20 protein-coding genes are annotated in these 23,068 nt (G+C 65.0%); 10 read left to right on the top strand and 10 right to left on the bottom strand.

Annotation, left to right across the window (positions count from 1 at the left end; translation table 11 throughout):
- Positions 1–30: 30 nt before the first annotated feature.
- The 4 genes from QJT82_RS28865 to QJT82_RS28850 all read right to left on the bottom strand — a co-directional run bounded on the left by QJT82_RS28865 (position 31) and on the right by QJT82_RS28850 (position 5,661).
- Positions 31–1,086, bottom strand: a complete 1,056-nt coding sequence (locus QJT82_RS28865) for a 2-oxoacid:ferredoxin oxidoreductase subunit beta (protein WP_028342429.1) — start codon at positions 1,084–1,086, stop codon at positions 31–33.
- Positions 1,083–2,930, bottom strand: a complete 1,848-nt coding sequence (locus QJT82_RS28860) for a 2-oxoacid:acceptor oxidoreductase subunit alpha (RefSeq protein ID WP_028342428.1) — start codon at positions 2,928–2,930, stop codon at positions 1,083–1,085. Before QJT82_RS28860 ends, QJT82_RS28865 begins: the two co-directional genes overlap by 4 nt.
- The gene (locus tag QJT82_RS28855; RefSeq protein ID WP_028342427.1) at positions 2,900–4,699 is read right to left on the bottom strand and encodes an FAD-dependent oxidoreductase; all 1,800 of its coding nucleotides are present in this window, start codon (positions 4,697–4,699) and stop codon (positions 2,900–2,902) included. Before QJT82_RS28855 ends, QJT82_RS28860 begins: the two co-directional genes overlap by 31 nt.
- Positions 4,700–4,989: 290 nt before the next feature.
- Complete coding sequence (locus QJT82_RS28850) at positions 4,990–5,661, bottom strand: DUF4286 family protein (protein ID WP_028342426.1); 672 nt, start codon at positions 5,659–5,661, stop codon at positions 4,990–4,992.
- Between the two features lie 183 nt (positions 5,662–5,844).
- Between QJT82_RS28850 and QJT82_RS28845 the strand changes: the two genes are divergently transcribed.
- The gene (locus tag QJT82_RS28845; RefSeq protein ID WP_028342425.1) at positions 5,845–8,223 is read left to right on the top strand and encodes a caspase family protein; all 2,379 of its coding nucleotides are present in this window, start codon (positions 5,845–5,847) and stop codon (positions 8,221–8,223) included.
- Positions 8,224–8,288: 65 nt separating this feature from the next.
- On the opposite strand, the gene pip is transcribed toward QJT82_RS28845, so the two are convergent.
- The 6 genes from pip to pqqA form a co-directional block, all read right to left on the bottom strand.
- Positions 8,289–9,260, bottom strand: a complete 972-nt coding sequence (pip, locus tag QJT82_RS28840; protein ID WP_028342424.1) for a prolyl aminopeptidase — start codon at positions 9,258–9,260, stop codon at positions 8,289–8,291.
- Complete coding sequence (gene pqqE / locus QJT82_RS28835; RefSeq protein WP_028342423.1) at positions 9,250–10,482, bottom strand: pyrroloquinoline quinone biosynthesis protein PqqE; 1,233 nt, start codon at positions 10,480–10,482, stop codon at positions 9,250–9,252. The genes pip and pqqE overlap by 11 nt, the downstream gene beginning before the upstream one ends.
- Positions 10,479–10,787 (bottom strand): pyrroloquinoline quinone biosynthesis peptide chaperone PqqD, encoded by a 309-nt coding sequence (gene pqqD / locus QJT82_RS28830; protein WP_016839838.1) that lies wholly within the window; start codon positions 10,785–10,787, stop codon positions 10,479–10,481. Before pqqD ends, pqqE begins: the two co-directional genes overlap by 4 nt.
- A gap of 10 nt (positions 10,788–10,797) precedes the next feature.
- Entirely contained in the window at positions 10,798–11,553 is a 756-nt protein-coding gene (gene pqqC / locus QJT82_RS28825) for a pyrroloquinoline-quinone synthase PqqC (protein WP_028342422.1), read from the bottom strand.
- Positions 11,554–11,573: 20 nt separating this feature from the next.
- Entirely contained in the window at positions 11,574–12,503 is a 930-nt protein-coding gene (pqqB, locus tag QJT82_RS28820) for a pyrroloquinoline quinone biosynthesis protein PqqB (RefSeq protein ID WP_028342421.1), read from the bottom strand.
- A 160-nt stretch (positions 12,504–12,663) separates the two neighbouring features.
- A complete protein-coding gene (gene pqqA / locus QJT82_RS28815) occupies positions 12,664–12,744 on the bottom strand; it encodes a pyrroloquinoline quinone precursor peptide PqqA (protein ID WP_035635412.1) in 81 nt (26 codons plus the stop codon).
- 324 nt (positions 12,745–13,068) lie between these two features.
- Between pqqA and QJT82_RS28810 the strand changes: the two genes are divergently transcribed.
- From QJT82_RS28810 to QJT82_RS28770, 9 genes are all read left to right on the top strand, one after another.
- On the top strand, positions 13,069–13,326 hold the full coding sequence (locus QJT82_RS28810) for a hypothetical protein (RefSeq protein WP_016839844.1): 258 nt from the start codon (positions 13,069–13,071) through the stop codon (positions 13,324–13,326).
- 167 nt (positions 13,327–13,493) lie between these two features.
- On the top strand, positions 13,494–14,765 hold the full coding sequence (locus QJT82_RS28805; RefSeq protein WP_028342420.1) for a PQQ-dependent sugar dehydrogenase: 1,272 nt from the start codon (positions 13,494–13,496) through the stop codon (positions 14,763–14,765).
- A 120-nt stretch (positions 14,766–14,885) separates the two neighbouring features.
- Positions 14,886–15,455 (top strand): c-type cytochrome, encoded by a 570-nt coding sequence (locus QJT82_RS28800; RefSeq protein WP_028342419.1) that lies wholly within the window; start codon positions 14,886–14,888, stop codon positions 15,453–15,455.
- A 71-nt stretch (positions 15,456–15,526) separates the two neighbouring features.
- A complete protein-coding gene (locus tag QJT82_RS28795) occupies positions 15,527–16,918 on the top strand; it encodes an amidase family protein (protein ID WP_028342418.1) in 1,392 nt (463 codons plus the stop codon).
- 89 nt (positions 16,919–17,007) lie between these two features.
- A complete protein-coding gene (locus QJT82_RS28790) occupies positions 17,008–17,484 on the top strand; it encodes a glutathione peroxidase (protein WP_028342417.1) in 477 nt (158 codons plus the stop codon).
- Entirely contained in the window at positions 17,481–17,741 is a 261-nt protein-coding gene (locus QJT82_RS28785; RefSeq protein WP_028342416.1) for a DUF3297 family protein, read from the top strand. The genes QJT82_RS28790 and QJT82_RS28785 overlap by 4 nt, the downstream gene beginning before the upstream one ends.
- A gap of 113 nt (positions 17,742–17,854) precedes the next feature.
- Positions 17,855–19,024 (top strand): mandelate racemase/muconate lactonizing enzyme family protein, encoded by a 1,170-nt coding sequence (locus QJT82_RS28780; protein ID WP_028342415.1) that lies wholly within the window; start codon positions 17,855–17,857, stop codon positions 19,022–19,024.
- 182 nt (positions 19,025–19,206) lie between these two features.
- A complete protein-coding gene (locus QJT82_RS28775) occupies positions 19,207–20,268 on the top strand; it encodes a hypothetical protein (RefSeq protein ID WP_028342414.1) in 1,062 nt (353 codons plus the stop codon).
- A gap of 298 nt (positions 20,269–20,566) precedes the next feature.
- Positions 20,567–22,939: a TonB-dependent siderophore receptor gene (locus QJT82_RS28770; RefSeq protein WP_245288801.1), complete on the top strand. Its 2,373-nt coding sequence runs from the start codon at positions 20,567–20,569 to the stop codon at positions 22,937–22,939.
- Positions 22,940–23,068: the final 129 nt, after the last annotated feature.

Genomic DNA, 23,068 nt, shown 5'->3' with positions numbered 1-23,068 from the left:
CCACGTCATTGTGACGGCGAGAATGAGTGCTCAGCGCAGGCTGGCGTTGATCTTGTCGAGCACCGCTGAGCCCGGGCACAGCGCCTGCTCGTCCAGCGTGTTGAGCGGCGTCTCGACAGTGTCGAGATGGGTGTGCAGATCCTCGGCATCCGGATCGACATAGAGCAGACCGGTGACGATCTGGCCCTTGGCCGCGTGCTTCTGCAGGAAGGTCATCGCGCCGAGGCGATCATGCGGATCGTAGTCGGCGTCGAGCTTGCGCAGCGCGAGCCGCGAGCCGTCATGCTGCTCGACCACCTGCACGGTGCCCGGCGCATAGTCGACGCTGATCGGATCGCGGCCGACCAGCACGTCGAGACGGTTCACCGCGTCATTGTGATCGCGGACATAGTCAAAACTCTTGGTCGAGCCGGCGTGGTTGTTGAAGGCGATGCAGGGGCTGATCACGTCGATGAAGGACGCTCCCTTGTGGCGGATCGCAGCCGCGATCAGCGGCACCAGCTGGGTCTTGTCGCCGGAGAAGCTGCGCGCCACGAAGGTGGCGCCGAGTTGCAGCGCGATCGCGACCAGGTCGATCGCATTGTCGGTGTTGGTGACGCCCTTTTTCGACTTCGAGCCGCGGTCGGCGGTGGCCGAGAACTGGCCCTTGGTCAGGCCGTAGACCCCGTTGTTCTCGACGATATAGGTCATGTTGACGGCGCGCCGGATCGAATGCGCGAACTGGCCGAAGCCGATCGAGGCGGAATCGCCGTCGCCGGAGACGCCGAGATAGATCAGGTCGCGGTTGGCGAGGTTGGCGCCGGTCAGCACCGACGGCATGCGGCCATGCACCGAGTTGAAGCCGTGCGAATTGCCGAGGAAGTAGTCCGGCGTCTTCGACGAGCAGCCGATGCCGGAAATCTTCGCCACCCGGTGCGGCTCGATCGAGAGCTCGTAACAGGCCTCGATGATCGAGGCGGTGATCGAATCGTGGCCGCAGCCGGCGCACAGGGTCGAGATCTTCCCCTCATAGTCGCGGTGGGTATAGCCCAGCTCGTTCTTCTTCAGGCCGGGATGATGGAACTTCGGCTTTGCAATGTAGGTCATGTCACGGCCTTGCGGAGAGGGGTCACCTTGAGATGATCCTGGTGGTCGCCGATCGCGCCTGCGATGAAGCGCGCGGTGATCGGCGTGCCGTCATAGTGCAGGATCGGCACCAGCCTGACGGGGTCGATGCCGTTCTCGTTGACGATCAGCTGGCGGAGCTGCGCGTCGCGATTCTGCTCGACCACGTAGACGAAGTCGTGGTCGGCGATGAAGCTCGCGACGCTGGAGTGGAATGGGAAGGCGCGGATCCGCATGCGGTCGAGCTGATGGCCGCGCGCCTCCAGGATCCCGATCGCCTCGTCCATCGCGGGCGAGGTCGAGCCGAAATAGATCACGCCGTATTTGGTCGGCCTGGCCGCATTGGCCTGCAGCGGCCGCGGCACCATGTCCTGCGCGGTCTCGAACTTGCGCACCAGGCGCTGCATGTTGTCGGCGTAGACCGCGCCTTCCTCGGAATAGCGCGCGTAGCGGTCGCGCGAGGTGCCGCGGGTGAAGTAGGAACCCTTGGTCGGATGCGTGCCCGGATAGGTGCGATAGGGGATGCCGTCGCCGTCGACGTCGAGATAGCGGCCGAAGTCGCGGCCTTCCTCGAGCATCTCCGCCGTCATCACCTTGCCGCGGTCGTATTGCTTCGCGTCGTCCCACTTCAGCGGACGGCACAGCCGGTGGTTCATGCCGATGTCGAGATCGAGCATCAGGAAGATCGTGGTCTGCAGCCGCTCGGCGAGGTCGAAGGCGGCCGCGGCGAACTCGAACGCCTCCGCCGGATCCTCCGGGAACAGCAGCACGTGCTTGGTATCGCCATGCGAGGCATAGGCGCAGGCGATCACGTCGCATTGCTGGGTGCGGGTCGGCATGCCCGTCGAGGGGCCGGCGCGCTGGATGTTCATGATCACAGCCGGGATCTCGGCGAAATAGGACAGGCCGATGAACTCGGTCATCAGCGAGATGCCGGGACCCGAGGTCGCGGTGAAGGCCCGTGCGCCGTTCCAGGAGGCGCCGATCACGATGCCGATCGAGGCGAGCTCGTCCTCGCCCTGCACGATCGCGTATTTCGCCTTGCCGGTCTCGGGATCGTGGCGGTACTTCTTGCAGTGGCTGGTGAAGGCTTCCGCCACCGATGATGACGGCGTGATCGGATACCAGGCGCACACGGTGGCACCGCCATAGACGGCGCCGAGCGCGGCCGCGCTGTTGCCTTCGACGAAGATGCGGTCGCCGACCTTGTCGGATTTTTTCACCCGCAGCCCGAGCGGGCATTTCAGGTTCTGCAGCGCCCAGTCGCGGCCGAGGTGCAGCGCATGGACGTTGGAGGAGAGCAGCTTCTCCTTGCCCTTGTACTGCTCGCCGATCAGCTGCTCGACCAGCTTGGGATCGAGGTCGAGCAGGGCGCAGAGCGCGCCGAGATAGATGATGTTCTTGAACAGCTGGCGCTGCCTGGGATCGGTGTAGGTCGAGTTGGTGATCGCGGTCAGCGGCACGCCGATGACGGTAATGTCCTCGCGGAATTTCGACGACGGCATCGGCTTGGTCGAATCGTAGAACAGATAGCCGCCGGGCTCGATCGAGGCGACGTCCTTGTCCCAGGTCTGCGGGTTCATCGCCACCATCAAGTCGACGCCGCCGCGCGCGCCGAGATGGCCGTCCTCGGTGACGCGCACCTCATACCAGGTCGGCAGGCCCTGGATGTTGGAGGGGAAGATGTTGCGTGGTGAGACCGGCACGCCGTGGCGCAGGATCGAACGCGCGAAAAGTTCGTTGGCGGAGGCCGAGCCCGAACCGTTGACGTTGGCGAAGCGGACGACGAAGTCGTTTACGCTGCTGATCGGGCTTTGGACTGACATGTTGATCCCGCTTGAACCATATCGATGAGGTACTTCTGCATGTCCCAGGCGCCGGTCGGGCAGCGCTCGGCACACAGTCCGCAATGCAGGCAGACGTCTTCGTCCTTCACCATGACGCGGCCGGTCTTGAGGTCGCCGGAGACGTAGAGCGCCTGGTCGTGATGCGGTGAGGGCGCTTTCAGCCGCTGCCGCAAATCATCCTCCTCGCCGTTCTCGGTGAAGCTGATGCAGTCCATCGGACAGATGTCGACGCAGGCGTCGCATTCGATGCAGAGCGGCGTCGAGAATACCGTCTGCACGTCGCAATTCAGGCAGCGTTGCGCCTCGCCGAGCGCGAGCTTGAGGTCGTAACCGAGCTCGACCTCGGCGCGGATGTCTTTCAGCGCGACCACCTTGTCGCGATGCGGCACCTTGAAGCGCTTGTCGGCGGAGATGTCGTTGTCGTAACTCCACTCGTGGATGCCCATCTTCTGCGAGGAGACCTGCACCTCGGGCAGCGGGCGCTCGTTGATGTCTTCGCCGGACAGCATGCGGTGGATGGAGAGCGCGGCATCGTGGCCGTGCGCCACGGCCCAGATGATGTTCTTCGGCCCGAACGCCGCATCGCCGCCGAAGAACACCTTCGGATTGGTCGAGACGAACGTCTTGGGATCGACCTTCGGCATGTGCCACTTGTCGAATTCGATGCCGCAATCGGCTTCGATCCAGGGGAACGCGTTCTCCTGGCCGACCGCAACGAGCACATCGTCGCAGGACACGGTCTCGTCAGGCTCGCCCGAGGGCACCAGATTGCGGCGGCCCTTGGCGTCGTACTCCGCCTTCACCTTCTGGAAGGTGACGCCAATCAGCTTGCCGGCGACATGCTTGAACGCCACCGGCACCATGTAGTTGAGGATCGGGATGTCCTCGTGAAGCGCGTCTTCCTTCTCCCACGGCGAGGCCTTCATTTCCTCGAAGCCGGAGCGGACGATCACCTTGACGCTCTCGCCGCCGAGGCGGCGCGCGGTGCGGCAGCAATCCATCGCGGTGTTGCCGCCGCCGAGCACGATGACGCGGCGGCCGATCTTGTCGACGTGGCCGAACGAGACGTTGGCCAGCCACTCGATGCCGATATGGATGTTGGCGGCGGCCTCCTTGCGGCCGGGGATGTCGAGCTCGCGGCCGCGCGGCGCGCCGCTGCCGACAAAGATCGCGTCATAGTTCTCGGCGAGCAGCTGCTTCAGGCTGTCGACGCGCTGGCCGCCCTTGAACTCGACACCGAGGTTCAGGATGTAGTCGGTCTCCTCGTCGATCACGCTGTCGGGCAGGCGGAATTTCGGAATCTGGCTGCGCATCATGCCGCCGGCCTTGGGATCGCCGTCGAACACGGTGCAGTGATAGCCGAGCGGCGCGAGATCGCGCGCCACCGTGAGCGAGGCGGGGCCGCCGCCGACCAGCGCGACGCGTTTGCCGTTCTTCGGTCCCGGCTTCGGCAGGCGATGCTTGATGTCGTCCTTGAAGTCCGCTGCGACGCGCTTCAGGCGGCAGATCGCGACCGGATTGTCCTCGACCCGGCCGCGGCGGCATGCCGGCTCGCATGGACGGTCACAGGTGCGCCCGAGAATGCCGGGGAACACGTTGGACTTCCAATTGATCATGTAGGCGTCACTGTAACGCCCCTCAGCAATCAACCGGATGTACTCGGGAACAGGGGTGTGTGCGGGGCAGGCCCATTGGCAGTCGACTACTTTATGAAAGTAATCCGGCGCCGAGATATCAGTCGGTTTCATTCCTACCTTTGACCCGCGCGAAAATGCCAGACCCGCGCGGCCTTATCGTTGACGACGAACGCTCACGTGGCGTTGTTCTGGTTTTTGAATTGGATCATAGGCTTATCTTATTAGAGCCGTTCCAGAGAAGGCAAAGGCTAAATTGTCCGATCATCAGCTTTCGCGCGGCTGATGCGCGTGTAGCGTTAATCTCGATTGCGTTATGTGGCGGTGCAACATGATCTGCACCGCCACGCTTGCTTGAGAGGATGTTTTTCGGAAAAGCGCATCGCACGTTTCCCGATCGTGCTTTACGGGCGCGGAAGGTCGCTCTTCGCGATATCCCACAACAGCCTGTAGACGCCGCTGGTGACCACGAGCGGCTTCAAGGCGGCATTGCCGGTGATGCCCGCAGCGGCTTTGGGGACCGCGCTGACGTCGGTGGCGTCGATCATCACGAACCAGTCACCGGCGCCGGGATCGGCTTTCTCCGCATCCGGCGTGAGCGGTTTCGACAGGTCAGGGTCGTTCTCCAGGAGGTGCATCGAGATGATGCCGTCGCGCGAAGCTGGATCGAGTTGCTCCCGCAATGCAGCGCGAAGTTTGTCCGCGCCTTCGGCAGGCGGGCGCAGGCGGATGATGCCGAGCGCTGCGCCCCTGCCGACGCCGCGGCTGATCGTGATGCGCGCGACCCCGCGGATCATGTTCTGAAAGCGCGCGATATTGGCCTTCGACCAGTCGGTCTGGTTGGCGAGCGCCTTGCGATAGGCCGGGCTCTCGAGCACGTCGAAGGTCGCGGTCGAGTAAAGGCTGAGATATTTCGGCTTGCCGTCATGGGCGACGTAGCGGCGGGCTTCCAGGAAGCCGTCGATGGCGACCCGTTCTTCGAGATGCTCGCGGTCGTACCAGCGATTGAATTCAGCTTCGTGCAAGCTGTCGATATCCATCGAGGTCAGCAGCATGCCTTGTCCGGCGATTGGCATCGAGTGCTCCTTTTTGCCTGTTTTATCCGCGCAATATCGCCTGATCGCGCGGACCAGGGAAGCCGGTTCCCGGGAGCTCAGACCAAGGATTGCCACAATTGCTGCAATCCTGTTCAGCACCGGTTCACAGAGGTAGCATTTCATTCGCTACACTAACTCTCGAGAAGAAAAGGGACGGCCACCATGGCACGCATTCTGTGGGCATTGATCGTCGGTCTGGTGTCGTTCGCCTCGCTTCCCGTGCATGCGCAGGATCAGGAAAAGCGTCTCGCACTTGTCGTCGGCAACGGCGCCTATGAGGCCGGCGCGTTGCAGACCGCCGCGAACGATGCCGGCCTGATCGCGCAGACCTTGCAGGCCGCCGGATTCGACGTGATCGGCGCACGCGATCTCGACGGCGAGACGCTGCGCAAATCGTTCCGCGATTTCATCCAGAAGGTGCAGGAGGCGGGGCCCAATGCCGTCGCTTTCGTGTATCTCGTCGGCTACGGCGTGCAGCTCACCGGCGAGAACTATTTCGTGCCGGTCGACGCCAAGATCGCCCGCGACACCGACGTGCCGGTCGAGGCGATCCGCATTTCCGACTACAGCCATCAACTCTCGGCGCTGCCGATCAAGGCCGGCGTGATCGTGCTCGATGCGGCGCGCAGCAATCCCTTCGCCAAGGAAGGCCAGCCGCTGGCCGGCGGTCTTGCGCTGGTCGATCCCGATCCGAAGATGCTGATCGGCTTCAATTCGGCGCCCGGCACCGTCGCCCCTGACGGTGCGCCGCCTTACGGGCCTTACGCGCAAGCGTTGGCGGAAATGATCCGCACCGGCGGCCTGACCTTGCCCGAGGTGTTCGACCGCGTCCGGCTGCGCGTCAACGAGATGACCAAGGGCGCCGAGATCCCGTGGGATGCGCACAAGGTCGACGCGCCCTTCATGTTCTTCGAGCGCAAGCCGGACGCCCCGCCGCAGCAGGTCGATGCCGGGCTGCGCACCAAGCCGATCCGCGATTTCTCGGCGCAGGATGCCTACGCCGCGGCGCTGGAGCGCGACACGCTGCAAGGCTATGAGGACTACCTGCAGGCCTATCCGAACGATCCGCTGGCGAGGCGCGTGCGCGCGATCGTGGCGGCGCGGCGCGAGGCGATCACCTGGCGGCGCACCTACAACGCCGACACGCCTGATGCGTACTGGTCGTACCTGCGGCGTTATCCGCGCGGGCCGCATGCATACGATGCCCGGCGCCGGCTGGCCTATCTGTCGGCCGCGCTCGAGCCGCCGCCGCAGTTCACCGTGCTCGACTATGACGTGCCGCCGCCGCCGCCCGACGAGGTCGTCTATGTCGACCGTCCGGTGCTGTACTACAGCGATCCGGTGTTCGACTTCGCGCCGCCCCCCCCGCCGCCGGTGGTCTTCCTGCCGCCGCCGCCGCCGGACTTCGTCGTGCTGCCGCCACCGCCGCCGCCGATCGGCCTGTACGTGCTGCCGACGCCGATGTTCGTGGCGATGCCGGCCTATGTCGCCGCACCGGCCTATGTCGTGCCGCCGCAGAACAACATCGTGTTCAACAACATCCACAACACCACTGTCATCAACACGGTGATCAACAATCCCAACCCGACGCCGGCGCAGCTCCATGCGGCCGGGGTGACGGCGGCGATGGGCGGCGCGCCGGTGACGGCGGCACCGCGACTGCCGGCTGCGGCAATGCAGCGCGCCAACCTGCCGGGCGCTCCGCAAGGCGTGACGCCCGCGCAAGGTGCGGCGATGGGAGCTCCACGCGCCGCACCAAACGCTGCCGCGGCACCGAACGCTGCTGCCACTCCGAATGCTGCCGCCGCTCCGAATGCGATGGGCGCACCGGGCACACCGGGTGCCCATACCCTGCCGGGTGCGAAAAATGGACCGCCGCTGCCGCAGTCAGCGACCGCACCCGCCAATGCCATGCAGCATGGCGCTGTGCCGCCGGGAGCCGCACAACCCGGCGCCGCGCAACCTGGGGCAAAGCCGAATACGGTGGCGCCAGGCAAGCCGGCGACCGCGATGGCGCCTGCCAATGCGCAGCCTGCTCCTCCGGCCAAGCCCGGTGCCGCCCCGGCGACAAACGCGCCCGCCTCACCCGCGGCCGCCGGCAAGCCGGGCGCGCAACCGCTCCCGCATGCCGCGACCGCTCCGACCGCAAACGTGAAGCCCTCGACGGCGCCGTCGCCGGCGAACCGCGCGATGTCGACACGGCCGACGCCGGCCGCGCGCGCGGCACCCGCCCGCGCCGCGGTGTCGCCGCCGCCGGTCTCCCGGCCCGCGCCGGCGCATGCGGCAGCTCCGCCAGTCCATGCCGTAGCTCCGCCAGTGCGGGCTGCGGCTCCGCCGCCGCGGCCGGTTGCCCCGCCACCTCGTGCTGCGGCTTTGCCGCCGCGTCCCGCCCCGGCGCCGGCACCGCGCGCTGCGCCGCCGCCACGGCCGGCGATGCAGGTGCAACACGCCGCGCCGCCACCGCGGATGGCGGCGCCGCCAAGGCCCACGGCCGCGCCACGGGCAGCGCCGGCATGTCCTCCCGGCAAGTGCAAACATTGAGGGAAGCAAGGGAGCCGGTCGAGTTCTTTACCGGCTCCTGATGTCGAAGGTGTTCCTGCGGCGGCTTAGCCCTTGGCGGCGAGGTCGGCGATCGCCTTCATCACGGCGTTGCGGATGCCGGGATCATAGAGGATATGGCCTGCGCCATCGACGATGCGGACCTCGCTGCCCGGCCAGCGCGCAGCGAGCGCGTGCGATGTCGCTGGCGGGCACAACAGATCGTAACGGCCCTGGACCAGGATGCCGGGAATGCCGGCGAGCCTGCCGGCCTCGTCCATCAATTGATGCGGCCGCATGAAGCAATCGTTGGCGAAGTAATGCGCCTCCATGAACGGCGTCGAGGGCAGGGCGCCTGAGGCTTTGAGGTCGAGCCGCGTCTGCTTCGGCGTGTGCTCCGACAACGCGCGTTCGGTGTCGTGCCAGGCGCGCGCGGCCGGCGCATGCACGGCGGCGTCGGGATCGAGGATGCGGCGATAATAGGCCGCAAGCGGCGCTGCACGCTCGCTCTCGGGCAGGAAGTTGAGGAAGTCCTCGGAGAGGGCGGGATAGAAGCGCGGCAAGGCGCGCAGGAAAACATCGTCCAGCTCCTCGGCTGTGCCGAGAAACGTCGCGCGAAGCACCAGCCCGCTGACCCGTTCGGGATGGGCTTGCGCATAGGCCAGCGCCAGCGTCGCGCCCCAGGAGCCGCCGACCACCATCCAGCGCGCGAAGCCGAACCGCTCGCGGATCTTCTCCATGTCCGCGATCATGTGCTGCGTCGTGTTGTTGTCGCGGCTGCCCTTCGGCCGGCTGCGACCGCAGCCGCGCTGGTCGAACAGCACGGCGTGAAAGCGCTCGGGATCGAACAGCCGGCGATGATCGGGCTGGCAGCCGCTGCCGGGGCCGCCATGCAGATAGACCGCGGGAATGCCGCCCTCGCGCCCGACGCTCTCGACATGGAGATCGTGGCCATCGCCGACGTCGAGCCATTCCGACGTCAGCGGCGCAAAGGGATCGGCACGCCTCGCGGCCTTGCCGACATCGGCGTCAGGCGCCATTGCGCTTGTCCTGGGATTCGTTCCGGGGTTCGTCCGTCTCCAGCGTGCCGCCGGCGAAGTTGCGATACAGGAAGCGGTTCTGCGTGCCGGCGGATTCCCGCTCGGCCTGCTTGAAGATCTCCTCGTGTCGCGGCGACAGCGCGCAGGCCGGGTCGGTGTTGCCGGCATCGCCGGTCAGCGCAAAGGCCTGGCAGCGGCAACCGCCGTAATCGACCTCGCGGAATTCGCAACTCTTGCACGGCTCCGGCATCCAGCCTGTGCCGCGATAGCGGTTGAAGGCCTCGGAGTTCTGCCAGATCCAGGCGATCGAATGGTTCGAGCGCACCGACTCGAATTCGAGCCCGGTGATGCTCTCGGCGGCGTGGCACGGCAGCACCTTGCCGGCCGGCGAGATGTTGAAGAACTGGCGGCCCCAGCCGCCCATGCATTTCTTCGGCCGCAGCGCGTAGTAGTCGGGAACAACATAGTCGATCGCGAGCGTGCCCTTCAGGCGCACCTGGGCTTCCTCGACGATGCGGCTGGTCTCCTCGATCTGCGCGATCGTCGGCATCAGTGCGGCGCGGTTCTTCAACGCCCACCCGTAATACTGCACGTTGGCGACCTCGAGCCGGTCGGCGTCGAGGTCGACCGCCATCTGGATGATGTCGGGCAGCTGATGCAGGTTCTGCCGGTGCATCACCGCATTCACCGTGAGCGGCAATTCCACCTCGCGCGTCCATTTCGCGACCTCGAGCTTCTTGCGATGCGCATCCTTCAGACCTGCGACGCGGTCCGCCACAACGGGCTCATTGCCCTGGAAGCTGATCTGCACATGGTTGAGGCCGGCATCGGCCAGCGCCGAAAGCTTGTCCCTGGTCAGCAGCACGGCGGAGGTGATCAGGTTGGAATACAGCCCGACATCGGTCGCGTGCTGCACCAGCTCGACGATATCCTTGCGCGCGGTCGGCTCGCCGCCGGAGAAATGGACCTGCAGCACGCCGAGCTCGGCAAGCTCGCTCAGCACCTTCTTCCATTCCTCGGTGGTGAGCTCGGTCGAGCCGCGGTCGAGCTCGACCGGGTTGGAGCAATAGGGACATTGCAACGGGCAGCGGTGGGTGATCTCGAGCAGCACCGCGAGCGGGATGCCGTAGGTCTCAGCCGCCGAGCGCGTTTGCTCGAGCACCGCGAGCCCGTCGGTCGGGCCTGGCGCTGTCATCTTGTTGTCGGCGAGTGTGTCACTCATGCTGTGCTCTCGCGCGCTTCGGTGAGAAAGCCCTTGTCGGCCAGATCCTGCAACATGGCGATCACGTCGGTCGCGATCGCTTCGCGCGGGGCGGCATATTTCTCCGCAAGCTGGTCCACCATCGCGGCGACGCTGCGCACGCCGTCGCAGAGTTGCAGCACCTCGACCGCGATGTCATCCGGCGCCAGCACGCGCTCCGGCGCCAGGATCACCCAGACCTGCCGCGTCTCGTCGAATTTCAGCTTGGTATGGCGCGGCAGTTTCGGCCGGCTGGTCTCGCTGACGCTGATGTTGCGGCTGGCCATGATCGTGTCTCTAACCTGTCTTCGGCACGAAGGCGCCGGGCGGAATCTGGCCGTCGACATACGCATGATACAGCGCGTCGAGCTGCACCCACAGCACGTTGGTCTTGAAGATCAGCGCGTTGCAGACCGCCTCGCGCTCGGCCGGCGTCCTGGCGTGCTGCTTGACGTAGTCGAGCGCGAAGCCGGCGTCGCGCGGCGCCTGGGTCAGGCGGCGGCTGAAATAGCTCATGATGTCGGGATTGACGAAGTCGTAGTGCTTCAGCATCCCCGAGATGCGCTCCTCGTGCAGGTTCGGCGCGAACAATTCGGTGAGCGAGGAGGCGATCGCCTCCAGTGGGGTGCGGTCGCGGCAGAAATGCACATAGGCTTCGACCGCAAAGCGCGTCGCCGGCAAGATGCCTTCGGTGGACTCCACATAGGCGGTATCCAGTCCGAGGCCTTCGGTCAGCTTCAGCCAGCGCTCGATGCCGCCCTCATTGCCGAGATCGCCGTCGTGATCCTCGATGCGGTGGCGCCATTCGATCCTTGTGTTGCGGTCGCGGAAGCGCGAGATCACCATCGCGTCCTTCAGCGGGATCGTGCTCTGATAGTAATAGCGGTTCAGCGCCCAGGCCTGGACCTGGCCCTTGTTGAGCTTGCCGCCGTGCAGCAGGCGGTGGAACGGGTGCAGGCTGTGATAGCGCGTGGCACCGATCGTGCGCAGCGTCGCCTCCATCTCCTCGGCACTGTCGAGCGTGATGCCCTTGCCGATCGAGAGCGCGGTCATTCCGGTGGTAGGCACGACATTCACAGCACGATCTCCGTTCCGTCGGAGGGAATCTGCCAGCCCGCCTGTTCGGCCGCCTTGCGTTCGGCCGAGGTCCCAAGCAGCGCCGGGTTGGAGTTATTGATATGCAAAAACACTTTTCGTCCGATGTCGAGCCCGGCGAGGCTGGCGATCGCACCCTGATCGCCCGACATCGCGATATGGCCCATGCCCTGGCCGGTCTTGTTGCCAAGGCCCGCCGCGATCAGTTCGTCGTCGCGCCACACCGTGCCATCGAAAAACACCAGCGGGGCGCCCTTGAGCCGCATTTTCAGGTCGTCAGTCACCCGGGCGCAGGCGGCCACAAAGTAGAAGTATTTGCCGCTGCGCTTGTCCGCAATACGCAGGCCGAGCGTATCGCCGACGCTGTCGGCGCCCGCCGGATGCGCCTTGCCCTCGAGATACCACGCGCCCTTGCCGGGAACCTCGAACGGCAGCACCTCGAGCCCGGACGGCGATCCGTCGGGCAGGGCCGGTTCGAAGGCCTGGTCGACCGCGATCGGCCGGCGGTCGACATTTTTGTCGCTGAGCACGTTGAAGATGCTGTTCGAGCGCAGGATCGCAAGCACCCGCTCATGCGCGTAGATCGTGAACGGCGAGCCCTCACGCATCGAGAGCAGCCCGGCGACCGCGTCGATCTCGCCATTGGTGAGGATGACGCCCGCAATTGGGCTATGGCGCAGCGCGCCGTGCTTCGGATGCAACTGCGGCGTGGCAATCAGCTGCTGGCGCAGATCCGGGGACGCATTGACCAGGAACCAGTGCACGCCATCGCCGCTGACGGCGATCGAGGCTTGCGTGCTCTGCAGTTCGGGGTGGTCGCTTCGCGCCGTCCTGCAGACGGCACAGCCGCAGTTCCACTGCGGAACGCCGCCACCCGCCGCGGCACCCAGGACGACGACACGAAGCATGATCCGTCCCCTGGAGAAGCTTGGCCCTGGAGAAGTCTGTTGGACCCAAAAACGTTACGAGGTGGACCCCGGATTTGAAACACACTCCCTTGCTCGGGAGCGCGTTACGCCCGGATGTCCACCTGCGCTAAAACGCTAAACGTGTATGGGGCGCTGCCGCTTACTTGCGGGTTGCGCACATATACATGTTGATTTCCATGCCGACCGACACTTCCACGATCTTCGGTGCTTTCCAGGCCATTTGGCTCTCCTTGTTGCAACCGGACGAACTTTCCGCCCTGCAGAGTAAAGTACTGTGGTTGGAAAAGTTCGCCAGTTAAATTTTCTGTAAGGTGCCGCCTCGCAAGGTATGCTGCACTGCGGCAGGCAACTTCTGCCCACTCACAAATTTGTGCGCGTGTTTCCCGTCAAAAGCCCGTGGCATCAGACCTTTTTCCTGTTGTTCGCCACACGGTGAATGGTGATCTTGGAATAAGTAAACAGGGCCCTGCGGTCCTCCGAAGGTCCTGTGACGATCCTGTGCTCTCCCCTGACGGGAAGCGACTAACCTAGCCGAGTTCAGCCGATGCCACGCTACTTCTTCAATACCCGTATCGGCGACGAGCTGATCTCCGATCCCGACGGCGAAATCCTGCGGGATCCGGATCGTGCGTGGGAAATGGCGCGCGCGATGATTCGCGAACTGCTCAAGACCGAGGGCGCCGACGGCGCGCTGCTCAGCGCCGTGATCGAGGTGACGGACGACGAGGGCGAGATCGTTCTGGAGTTTCCATTCACGGAGGCGATTCTCGATCGTCCGGACCGCTCGATGACAAGGCACTGACGCGCGCTGGCCCGCCGCGTGGTCACAACCATGCGTTGGCCGATGTCAGCATGTTTCCGATTGCAATTGTCCGGACAAATTCACAAGACTATGAACGGAAAGCCGAACGGCGCCGGGCGACGTCAATGGCGCAATCAACAACGGCTTCCACCCAGGGGAGATCATCAATGAAAAAACACTCGTTCGCACCGCGCAGCCTGCTGCTCGCGGGGGCCATGCTCGGGGCGTTCACGCTCTCTGCTGCGGCGCAACAGCCAGCCGCGCCGGCGGCAGGTGCCGCCCCCGCCGCCCAGCCGCTGCCGCCTGGCTCGCCCTTGCTCGGGCGTCCGGACAATGAAGCCGCCGCCAAGCTCGCGCCGGTGGCGCCGCCGCCGCTGCCGTCCGCGCCCGACAAGCTTCCGCTCGCCAAGCTCAAGGCGCCGGCCGGCTTCAATGTCGAGGTCTATGCGGCCGGCATGGCCAATGCGCGCTCGCTGGCGCTCGGCGACAAGGGCACGGTGTTCGTCGGCAGCCGGCTCGTCGACAAGGTCTATGCGATCGTCAACAAGGACGGCAAGCGCTCGGTCAAGGTGATCGCCTCCGGTCTCTATCGACCGAACGGCGTCGCCTTCAAGGACGGCACGCTCTACATCGCCGAACTCTCGAAGGTCTCCAAGATCGACAAGATCGAGGACAATCTGGACAACCCGCCGAAGCCCACCGTGATCTACGACAAGCTGCCGAAGGACGAGGCGCATGGCTGGAAGTTCATCGCCATCGGTCCCGACAACAAGCTTTATGTTCCGGTCGGACAGCCCGGCAACAATGTGCTGCATGACGCCGACCACGGCCAGATCCGCCGCATGAATCTCGATGGCTCCGGCGCCGAGGTCTACGCGCTCGGCGTGCGCAACACGGTCGGCTTCGACTGGAATCCCGAGAACAAGCAGATGTACTTCACCGACAACGGCCGCGACTGGCTGTCGGAGACGGTGCCGGAAGACGAGCTCAACCGCGTCACCAAGGCGGGCGAGGATTTCGGCGCGCCGTACTGCTACCAGGGCAACATCATCGACCAGGAACTCGGCTGGGGCAAGAATTGCAAGGATTACACCGCGCCGGTCGGCCTGATGGGCCCGCATACCGCGTCGCTCGGCATGCGCTTCTACACCGGAAGCCAGTTCCCGAAGACCTACAAGAACGTGATCTTTGTCGCGCGTCACGGCTCCTGGAACAAGTCGCAGAAGCAGGGTGGTGACGTGGTCGCCGTCAGGCTGAACAAGGACGGCACGGTGAAGTCGATGGAGCCGTTCCTGACCGGCTTCCTCGAGGACAACAAGTATGTCGGCCGCCCGGTCGACGTGATGCTGCTGAAGGACGGCTCGCTGCTGGTCTCCGACGACTGGAACGGCGCGGTCTATCGCGTCAGCTACGGCAAGCCGAAGGTCGCCAATCAGTAAGTTGAAAGTCTAGTCACCGTCATTGCGAGCGAAGCGAAGCAATCCATTCCGCCACTTGCGGAGCAATGGATTGCTTCGTCGCTTCGCTCCTCGCAATGACGGCTCATGCCGGAGTGGCCAATGTATAAAACCATCACCACCGCCTTGGCGCTCGCGTGCATCGCCTTCTCCGCAAATGCCGAGACCATCCAGGAGCGCGCCGCGGCGTGCTTTGCCTGCCATGGCGAGCATGGCACGTCGGAAACCGAGAACACGCCGTCGCTCGGCGGCCAGACGGCGCCCTATGCGCTGATCCAGCTCTTCATGTTCCGCGAGAAGCTGCGGGTGTTCGAGCCGATGAACGAGATGGCGAAGCCGCTGACCGACGACGATTTGCGCAGCTTCTCGGATTTCATCGCGACCTTGCCGAAGCCCAAGCCGCCCGCTGACGCCGGCGATCCCGGGCGGATGGCGCGCGGCCAGGCGCTGGCGCAGCAGAACCGCTGCAACAGCTGCCACAACACCGATTTCTCCGGCAAGGACAACGTCCCGCGCATCGCCAACCAGCGCGAGGACTACCTCGCCAAGACGCTGGCCGAATACAAGGACAACAGCCGCCACGGCTATGACGCCACCATGGCTGACGTGATGCAGACGGTCACCAAGGAGCAGATCGGCGATCTTGCCTATTACATCGCGCATGTCCGCTGAAACATCGGGCGGCGGGCCGCTGGTCATGTTCTCCGCGCGGCGCTAAAACGCAGCGTCACACGGAGTTGCACATGCAGGATATTTGGCGTCTGTCGGCGGCCGAGCTCGCCAGCCTCATCAAATCGAAGAAGGTGTCGGCGAAGGAGGCGGCGGAGGCCGGGCTCGCCCGGCTCGACGCGGTCAACCCGAAGCTCAACGCGGTGGTCGATCACCGGCCGGACGACGTGCTGGCGCAGGCCGCCAAGGTCGATGCGGCCATCGCGCGTGGCGAGGCGGTGGGGCCGCTCGCCGGCGTGCCGGTCACCATCAAGGTCAATGTCGACCAGGAGGGCTACGCTACCACCAACGGGTTGAAGGCGCAGCGCGACGTCATCGCCAAGGTCGACAATCCGGTGGTCGCCAATCTGCGCAAGGCCGGCGCGGTGCTGCTCGGCCGCACCAATTGTCCGGCGGTGTCCTATCGCTGGTTCACCACCAATCTCATTCACGGCGACACCAAGAACCCGCGCGATCCCGGGATTACACCGGGCGGCTCGTCGGGCGGTGCGGGCTCCGCGGTCGCGGCCGGCATCGGCCATATCGCGCATGGCACCGATATCGCGGGCTCGGTCCGCTATCCGGCCTATGCCTGCGGCGTGCACGGCCTGCGGCCGAGCATGGGCCGCATCCCGGCCTTCAATTCGGCTTTGCCGGAGCGTCCGATCGGCCCGCAGATCAGCGCGGTGTCGGGCCCGCTGGCGCGCACCGTCAACGACCTGCGCATCTCGCTCGCAGCGATGTCGGCGCCGGATTATCGCGACCCCTGGTATGCGCCGGTGCCGCTCGACGGCCCGCCGCGCGAGAAGCGCGTTGCGATGTGCCTCAATCCCGATGGTCTCAACCCGGTGCCGGAAGTGGTCGCCGCGGTCGCCGACGCCGGCAAGCGATTGCAGAACGCCGGCTGGATCGTCGAGGAAATCGCCGACACGCCGTCCTTGCGCGAGGCGGCCGAGATCCAGACCCGGCTCTGGCTCGGCGACGGCTATGAGGCCCAGCTCGCCTTCGCCGAGCGCGAGGGCGATCCCGGCGCACTGGCTTGCCTGCGCGGCGTCCGCGCCCGCGTGCATCCGTTCGACCTGTCGCAGGCGCTGACCCGCCGCGCGACCTTGACGCGCGAATGGTTCGCCTTCTTCGAGAAATATCCGGTGCTGCTGATGCCGGTGTCCGGCGAGCTGCCGTTCCCCGACCATCTCGACCGCAAGGACGAGGCGTCGTTCGCGCGGGTGTGGCACGCGCAGCTGCCGCAGATTGCGATCCCGTTCATGGGGCTTCCCGGGCTCGTGGTCTCGACCGGTCTCGTGGGACGGATCCCGGTCGGCGTGCAGCTGGTGGCCGGACGCTACCGCGAGGATCTCTGCCTTGCCGCCGGCGAGGCGGTCGAGGCCGGCGGCACGCCGTCGTCGCCGATCGATCCGGTACTCTAGCGCATGATGCGGAAAAGTGGGTACCGGTTTTCCCTCGCGACAAACGCGGAACGCGTTTGCGCGGAGATCATGCGCAAGTGAGGTGAACGATGGCGACCGTTTACGATTTCACCGCCAAGTCGCTCGCCGGCGACGAGGTGCCGCTGCAGCGGTTCGAGGGCCAGGTGCTGCTGATCGTGAACACGGCGAGCGCCTGCGGGTTCACGCCGCAATACAAGGGCCTCCAGGAGCTGCATGCCGGCCTCTCGGCGCGCGGCTTTGCCGTGCTCGGCTTCCCCTGCAACCAGTTCGGCGCGCAGGAGCCGGGCGATGCGAGGCAGATCGCTGCGTTCTGCGAGACCAACTATGCGGTGACGTTTCCGATGTTCGCCAAGATCGACGTCAATGGCAGCGGCGCGCATCCATTGTATGAGCACCTGAAACGTGAGAAGTCGGGCCTGCTCGGGCCCGCGATCAAATGGAACTTCACCAAGTTCCTGGTCGATCGCGTCGGCAAGGTCGTGGCGCGGCATGCGCCGACCGCCCGGCCCGAAGGATTGAGGAAGGAAATCGAGGCGCTGCTATGAGCGACGACAACGACACCAACGACCAATTCCCCGACCGCCTCTCGGTCGATCCGAACAGCCCGTACTACAATGCGGATATTCTCGCCCGCGATGTCGGCATCCGATTCAAGGGTGCCGAGAAGACCAATGTCGAGGAGTACTGTATCAGCGAAGGCTGGGTCCGCGTCACCGCGGGCAACGCCAAGGACCGTTACGGCAATCCGCTCACCATCAAGGTGCACGGGCCGGTCGAGCCGTATTTCCGGGATAAGAAGTAGGACGCAGTCATTCCGGGGCACGCGAAGCGTGAACCCGGAATCTCGAGATTCCGGGTCTGGTGCTTGCGCACCATCCCGGAATGACGCGGCAAGTAACCTGAAAGCGAATCCCCATGTCCGTTCGCATCGTCGACGTCCGCGAGGTCACAAAACCGATCTCCTCGCCGATCCGCAATGCCTATATCGACTTCACCAAGATGACCTCGAGCCTGGTGGCCGTGGTCACCGACGTGGTGCGCGACGGCAAGCGGGTGGTCGGCTACGGCTTCAATTCCAACGGCCGCTACGGGCAGGGCGGTCTGATCCGCGAGCGCTTTGCGCCGCGCCTCAAGGAAGCCGATCCGAAATCGCTGCTCGATGCCGATGGCGGCAATCTCGATCCGGACAAGGTCTGGTCGACGCTGATGTCGAACGAGAAGCCGGGCGGCCATGGCGAGCGCTCGGTCGCGGTCGGCACCATCGACATGGCGGTGTGGGACGCGGTGGCGAAGATCGCCGGCAAGCCGCTGTTCCGGCTGCTCGCCGAGCGCCACGGGCTATCAGCCAATCCGCGCGTCTTCGTCTACGCCGCCGGCGGCTACTATTATCCTGGCAAGGATCTCGGCGCGCTGCGCAAGGAGATGCGCGGCTATCTCGACCGCGGCTACAACGTCGTGAAGATGAAGATCGGCGGCGCGCCGCTCGCCGAGGACCGCGAGCGCATCGAGGCGGTGCTGAAGGAGATCGGCAGCGCGGCGCAGCTCGCGGTCGACGCCAACGGCCGCTTCGATCTGGAGACCGCGATCGCCTACGCCAAGATGCTGCGCGAGTACCCGCTGTTCTGGTACGAGGAGGCCGGCGATCCCCTCGACTACGCGCTGCAGGCCGCGCTGGCCGAGTTCTATCCCGGCCCGATGGCGACCGGCGAAAACCTGTTCAGCCACCAGGATGCGCGGAACCTGATCCGCTACGGCGGCATGCGGCCGGACCGCGACTGGCTGCAATTCGATTGCGCGCTGTCCTACGGGCTCTGCGAATATCAGCGGACGCTCGAGGTGCTGAAGACCCACGGCTGGTCGCCGAGCCGCTGCATCCCGCATGGCGGCCACCAGATGTCGCTGAACATCGCGGCCGGCCTCGGCCTCGGCGGCAATGAGAGCTACCCCGACCTGTTCCAGCCCTATGGCGGCTTCCCGGACGGGGTGCGCGTCGAGGGTGGCCACATCGTGATGCCCGACCTTCCCGGCATCGGCTTCGAGGGCAAATCCGATCTCTACAAGGAGATGAAGGCGCTGGCGGACTAAGTTCGGCCAGCGACTGCCGATCTGCTGGGCGCGGGGCGGGCTTGCGTTCGCTTGCAAAATTTTGTGAGCGTTGCTCAGGAAATTATTGAACGTTGCTCATTTCCGGATATACTCATGAGAACAGGGCGTCTTTCTCCCAGATGATCGGGAGCAGGCGCGGAACCGGCCGTGAGGAGTGCCGCATGCCATATTCAGCCAAGGAACTCCGGGAAGCCGCCGATGCCGGGGTGATCAGCCCGGCCGATCTGGAACGGTTGCTCACTTTCCTGGGGAGCAACGCAGGGCAGGGTCCGGCGGGCGATGCAAGTCCCGCCGCCAAGTTCGATGCCGCGCATGTGCTCTGGTACGCCGGTGCGCTCATCGTGATCGGTGCCATGGGCCTGTTCTCGACCCTGGCCTTCACCCAGATGGGCGGCCGGGCGCTCACGGCCTGCGCGATCGCCTATGCGGTCGGGTTCAGCGTGGCGGGTCATCACCTCTGGCACGACAAGAATCTGCGGGTTCCCGGCGGCCTGCTGATCGCGATCGCGGTCTCGATGGCGCCGCTCGCGGTCTACGGCATCCAGGACGAGCTTGGCTGGTGGGGCAAGTTCGGCAAGCCGGGAACCGTGCAGGACTTCTACGTCTGGGTGAAGGGCAGCTGGATCTTCATGGAGATTGCGACGATCGCCGCCGGCATCGTCGCGCTGCGCTACTACCGCTTCGCCTTCATCGTCGCGATCATCTCGGTCGCGCTGTGGTTCATGTCGATGGATCTGGCGCCGTGGTTCAGCGGCATGGCTCACGCCGATTTCGAGATGCGCCGCAGGGTCTCGATCTGGTTCGGGCTTGCCGTGCTCGCGGTGGCGTGGATCGTGGACTACCGCAGCCGCAACGGTGACTTTGCGTTCTGGCTGCATCTGTTCGGCCTGATGGCGTTCTGGGGCGGAATTAGCGCGTCCGAAGGCTCAACCGAATTGAGCAAGGCGGTGTACTGCCTGCTCAATGTCGGGCTGATCGTAATCGCCGTGATCCTGATGCGGCGCGCCTATGCGGTGTTCGGCGCGTTCGGCATCTGCCTCTATCTCGGCCATCTCGCCGACGTCGTGTTCAAGGACTCGCTGTGGTTTCCGTTCTCGCTGTCGCTGATCGGCATTGCCGTGATCGCCGCCGGCCTGCTCTACCATCGCAACGAGCGTGCGATCACCGGCTGGATCGACGCGCATCTGCCGGCGGGGCTGCGGCCGCGGTCCGCAACCGCGTGATCGCGACGTCCTGATCGCTTTAGAATCGCTACAATCTGGAATCTCTACAAGAAGGGCGGCGCGCGAGTACCGCTCTTCTTTTCTCGGCGCCAATCCGGAAGTCGACAGAAACCATTTGCATCCTTGACTTTTCCAACCCTGCGCTCGCCGCGAACTGAACCCGCGCCCATTCGTCGCGATTTTATTCCGTCGTCACGCAAAAATTCTCCCAAGTCCGTCGTCTGGACGCACAGCGCCTCACCTCTCTAGAGGACGACGCATCGCCTTCAGAAGGCGAGAGTTGCTTGGGGACGACATCATGACATCACGATCACAAGCCAATCGTCGCACTGTCTTGCTTGCGAAGCTTGCGTTGCTCACGGCGAGCTATCTCGCGCTGAGCGTTCCGCTCGCAACATCTGCTGCGCGCGCGCAATCGGCGTCGGCGCCGGCCGGCGCATCGTCGCTGCCGCCGGTGACCGTCACGGCGCCGGCCACGCAACGCCGCCGCAGCGCGCCGAAGGCCGCGCGCAACACCGCCGCCGCACGAGGCCGCCGCACCCAGACGGCGCGGCGGATCGCGCCCGCGGCGACGGCAAAACCCTTCGCGGAATCGCAGGACGCCCGCACCGGCACATCGGGCTATTTCGCCAACAGCACGTCGGTTGCGACCAGGACCAACACCGCCATCGTCAACATCCCGCAATCGCTCAACGTGATCACGCGGGAGCAGATCCGCGACCAGAACTACCAGGGCCTCACCGACGTCACCCGCTACGTCCCCGGCGTTGCCGTGCACCAGGGCGAGGGCAATCGCGACGAGCTCGTGATCCGGGGCGTCGATTCCAGCGCCAACTTCTTCGTCAACGGCTTTCGCGACGATGTGCAGTATTTCCGCGACATGTACAACGCCCAGAGCATCGAGGTGCTGAAGGGGCCGAGCGCGCTGACCTTCGGCCGCGGCGCCGGCGGTGGCCTGCTCAACCGCACGCTGAAGGAAGCCGACGGCAACCGCGTCTACGAGGCGACGGCGCAGACCGGCTCGTGGGGCGATCGCCGCGTCAGCCTCGATGCCGGACAGGCGATCAACGACAACGTCGCAGCAAGGCTCAACGTGTTCTACGAAGGCGCCGATGCCTTCCGCGATTTCAATCATCTGGAGCGCTACGGCATCAATCCGACGGTGACGCTGAAGCCCGACGACAACACTAAAATCAAACTGAGCTACGAGTACTTCCACGACGAGCGCACCGCCGATCGCGGCAATCCCTCGCAGGGGCTGCCGGGCGGCGCGACCCGCTTCAACCCGACGACGCCGTTCGCGCCAAACGGCGACTTCTCGACCTTCTTCGGCAGCCCAAGCCTGAACACCGCGCAGGCGACGGTGCAGACCGGGATGGCCATTATCGAGCACGATTTCGAGAACGGGCTTACGGTGCGCAACGGCACCATCGCCGCCGACTATCAGAAATTCTATCAGAACGTCTATCCAACCGGCGGACCACTCGCCGGCGCGGTCAACCCGGCTGACACGGCGGTCAATCTCGGCGCCTATCAGCACACGACCAACCGCGACAACGTCTTCAACCAGACCGATTTCACCTACAAGACCTGGACCGGGCCGCTGTTCCACACCGTCGGCTTCGGCACCGAGTTCGGCCGGCAGACCGGCGTCGACATCCGCAACACCGGCGTGTTCCCGAACGGCACCAACACCATCGTGCAGAACCCGTTCGCGCCGACCTATTTCGGCCCGGTGACGTTTCTTCACCACTTCACCGGCACCAACAGCGACGGCGTCACCACGCCCGATTCGAACAGCCGCTATGCGCTGAACATTCAGTCCGGCTATCTCAGGGACACCATCGAGATTTCGCGCGCCGTGCGGATCATCGCCGGCGCGCGGTTCGATCGCTACGACATGTCGGCCACCGACATGAACACCAACATCAATCGCAATCGCGTCGACAATCTGGTGTCGCCGCAGGGCGCCCTCATCATCAAGCCGATCGATTCGATGTCGGTCTACACCGCCTACAGCGTCTCCTTCCTGCCGGCCTCGGGCGACCAGTTCAGCGCGCTGAACGACGGCACCCTGATCCTGCAGCCGCAGCGCTTCGAGAATGTCGAGCTCGGCATGAAGTGGAATGTCAATCCGAAGCTGCTGTTCTCGACCGCGGTCTACAATCTGAACCGCACCAACCAGCCGATCGCCGACGGCAACAATCCCGGCTTCTTCTTTCCCTCAGGCAGCACGCTCACGCGAGGCGTCGAGGCGAGCCTGACCGGCTATGTCACCGAACAGTGGCAGTCGTCGCTGGCCTATGCCTACACCGATGCGAAGATCACCGGCGCGACCTCGGCGACCGTCGTGCCCGGCAACCGCGTCCAGCTGGTGCCGTACAATCAGTTTGCCTGGTGGAACAAGTATCAGTTCACGCCGATGTGGGCGGCCGCGCTCGGCGTGATCTATTTCGGCGATTCCTTCGCCTCGTCCGACGACACGGTGCGGCTGCCGGGCTTCGTGCGCTTCGATGCGGCGATCTATGCCAAGATCGACGAGACCTGGAGCGCCCAGCTCAACGTCGAGAACATTTTTAACAAGGGCTATTGGGCGTCGGCCGACGGCAACAACAACATCTCGCCGGGGCAGGGCCGCACGGTGCGGCTGATGGCGCGGGCGAGGTTTTAGGGGCGGGGAGCGTCGACCGCCGTGCCGTCATTGTTGTCGATGTTCACTGCCCCGTCATCCTGAGAGACCGTGAATGTATGACTCTCGATGACGCAACATACTCGATGTCGTCCCGGCCTAGTGCGCAAT

It is taken from the genome of Bradyrhizobium sp. Mp19 (genome assembly GCF_029952935.1).
In the GTDB taxonomy this organism is placed as follows: Bacteria; Pseudomonadota; Alphaproteobacteria; order Rhizobiales; family Xanthobacteraceae; genus Bradyrhizobium; species Bradyrhizobium elkanii.
The sequence above is the reverse complement of the archived record's forward strand: the minus strand, read 5'-3'. Positions and strand labels throughout refer to the sequence as shown.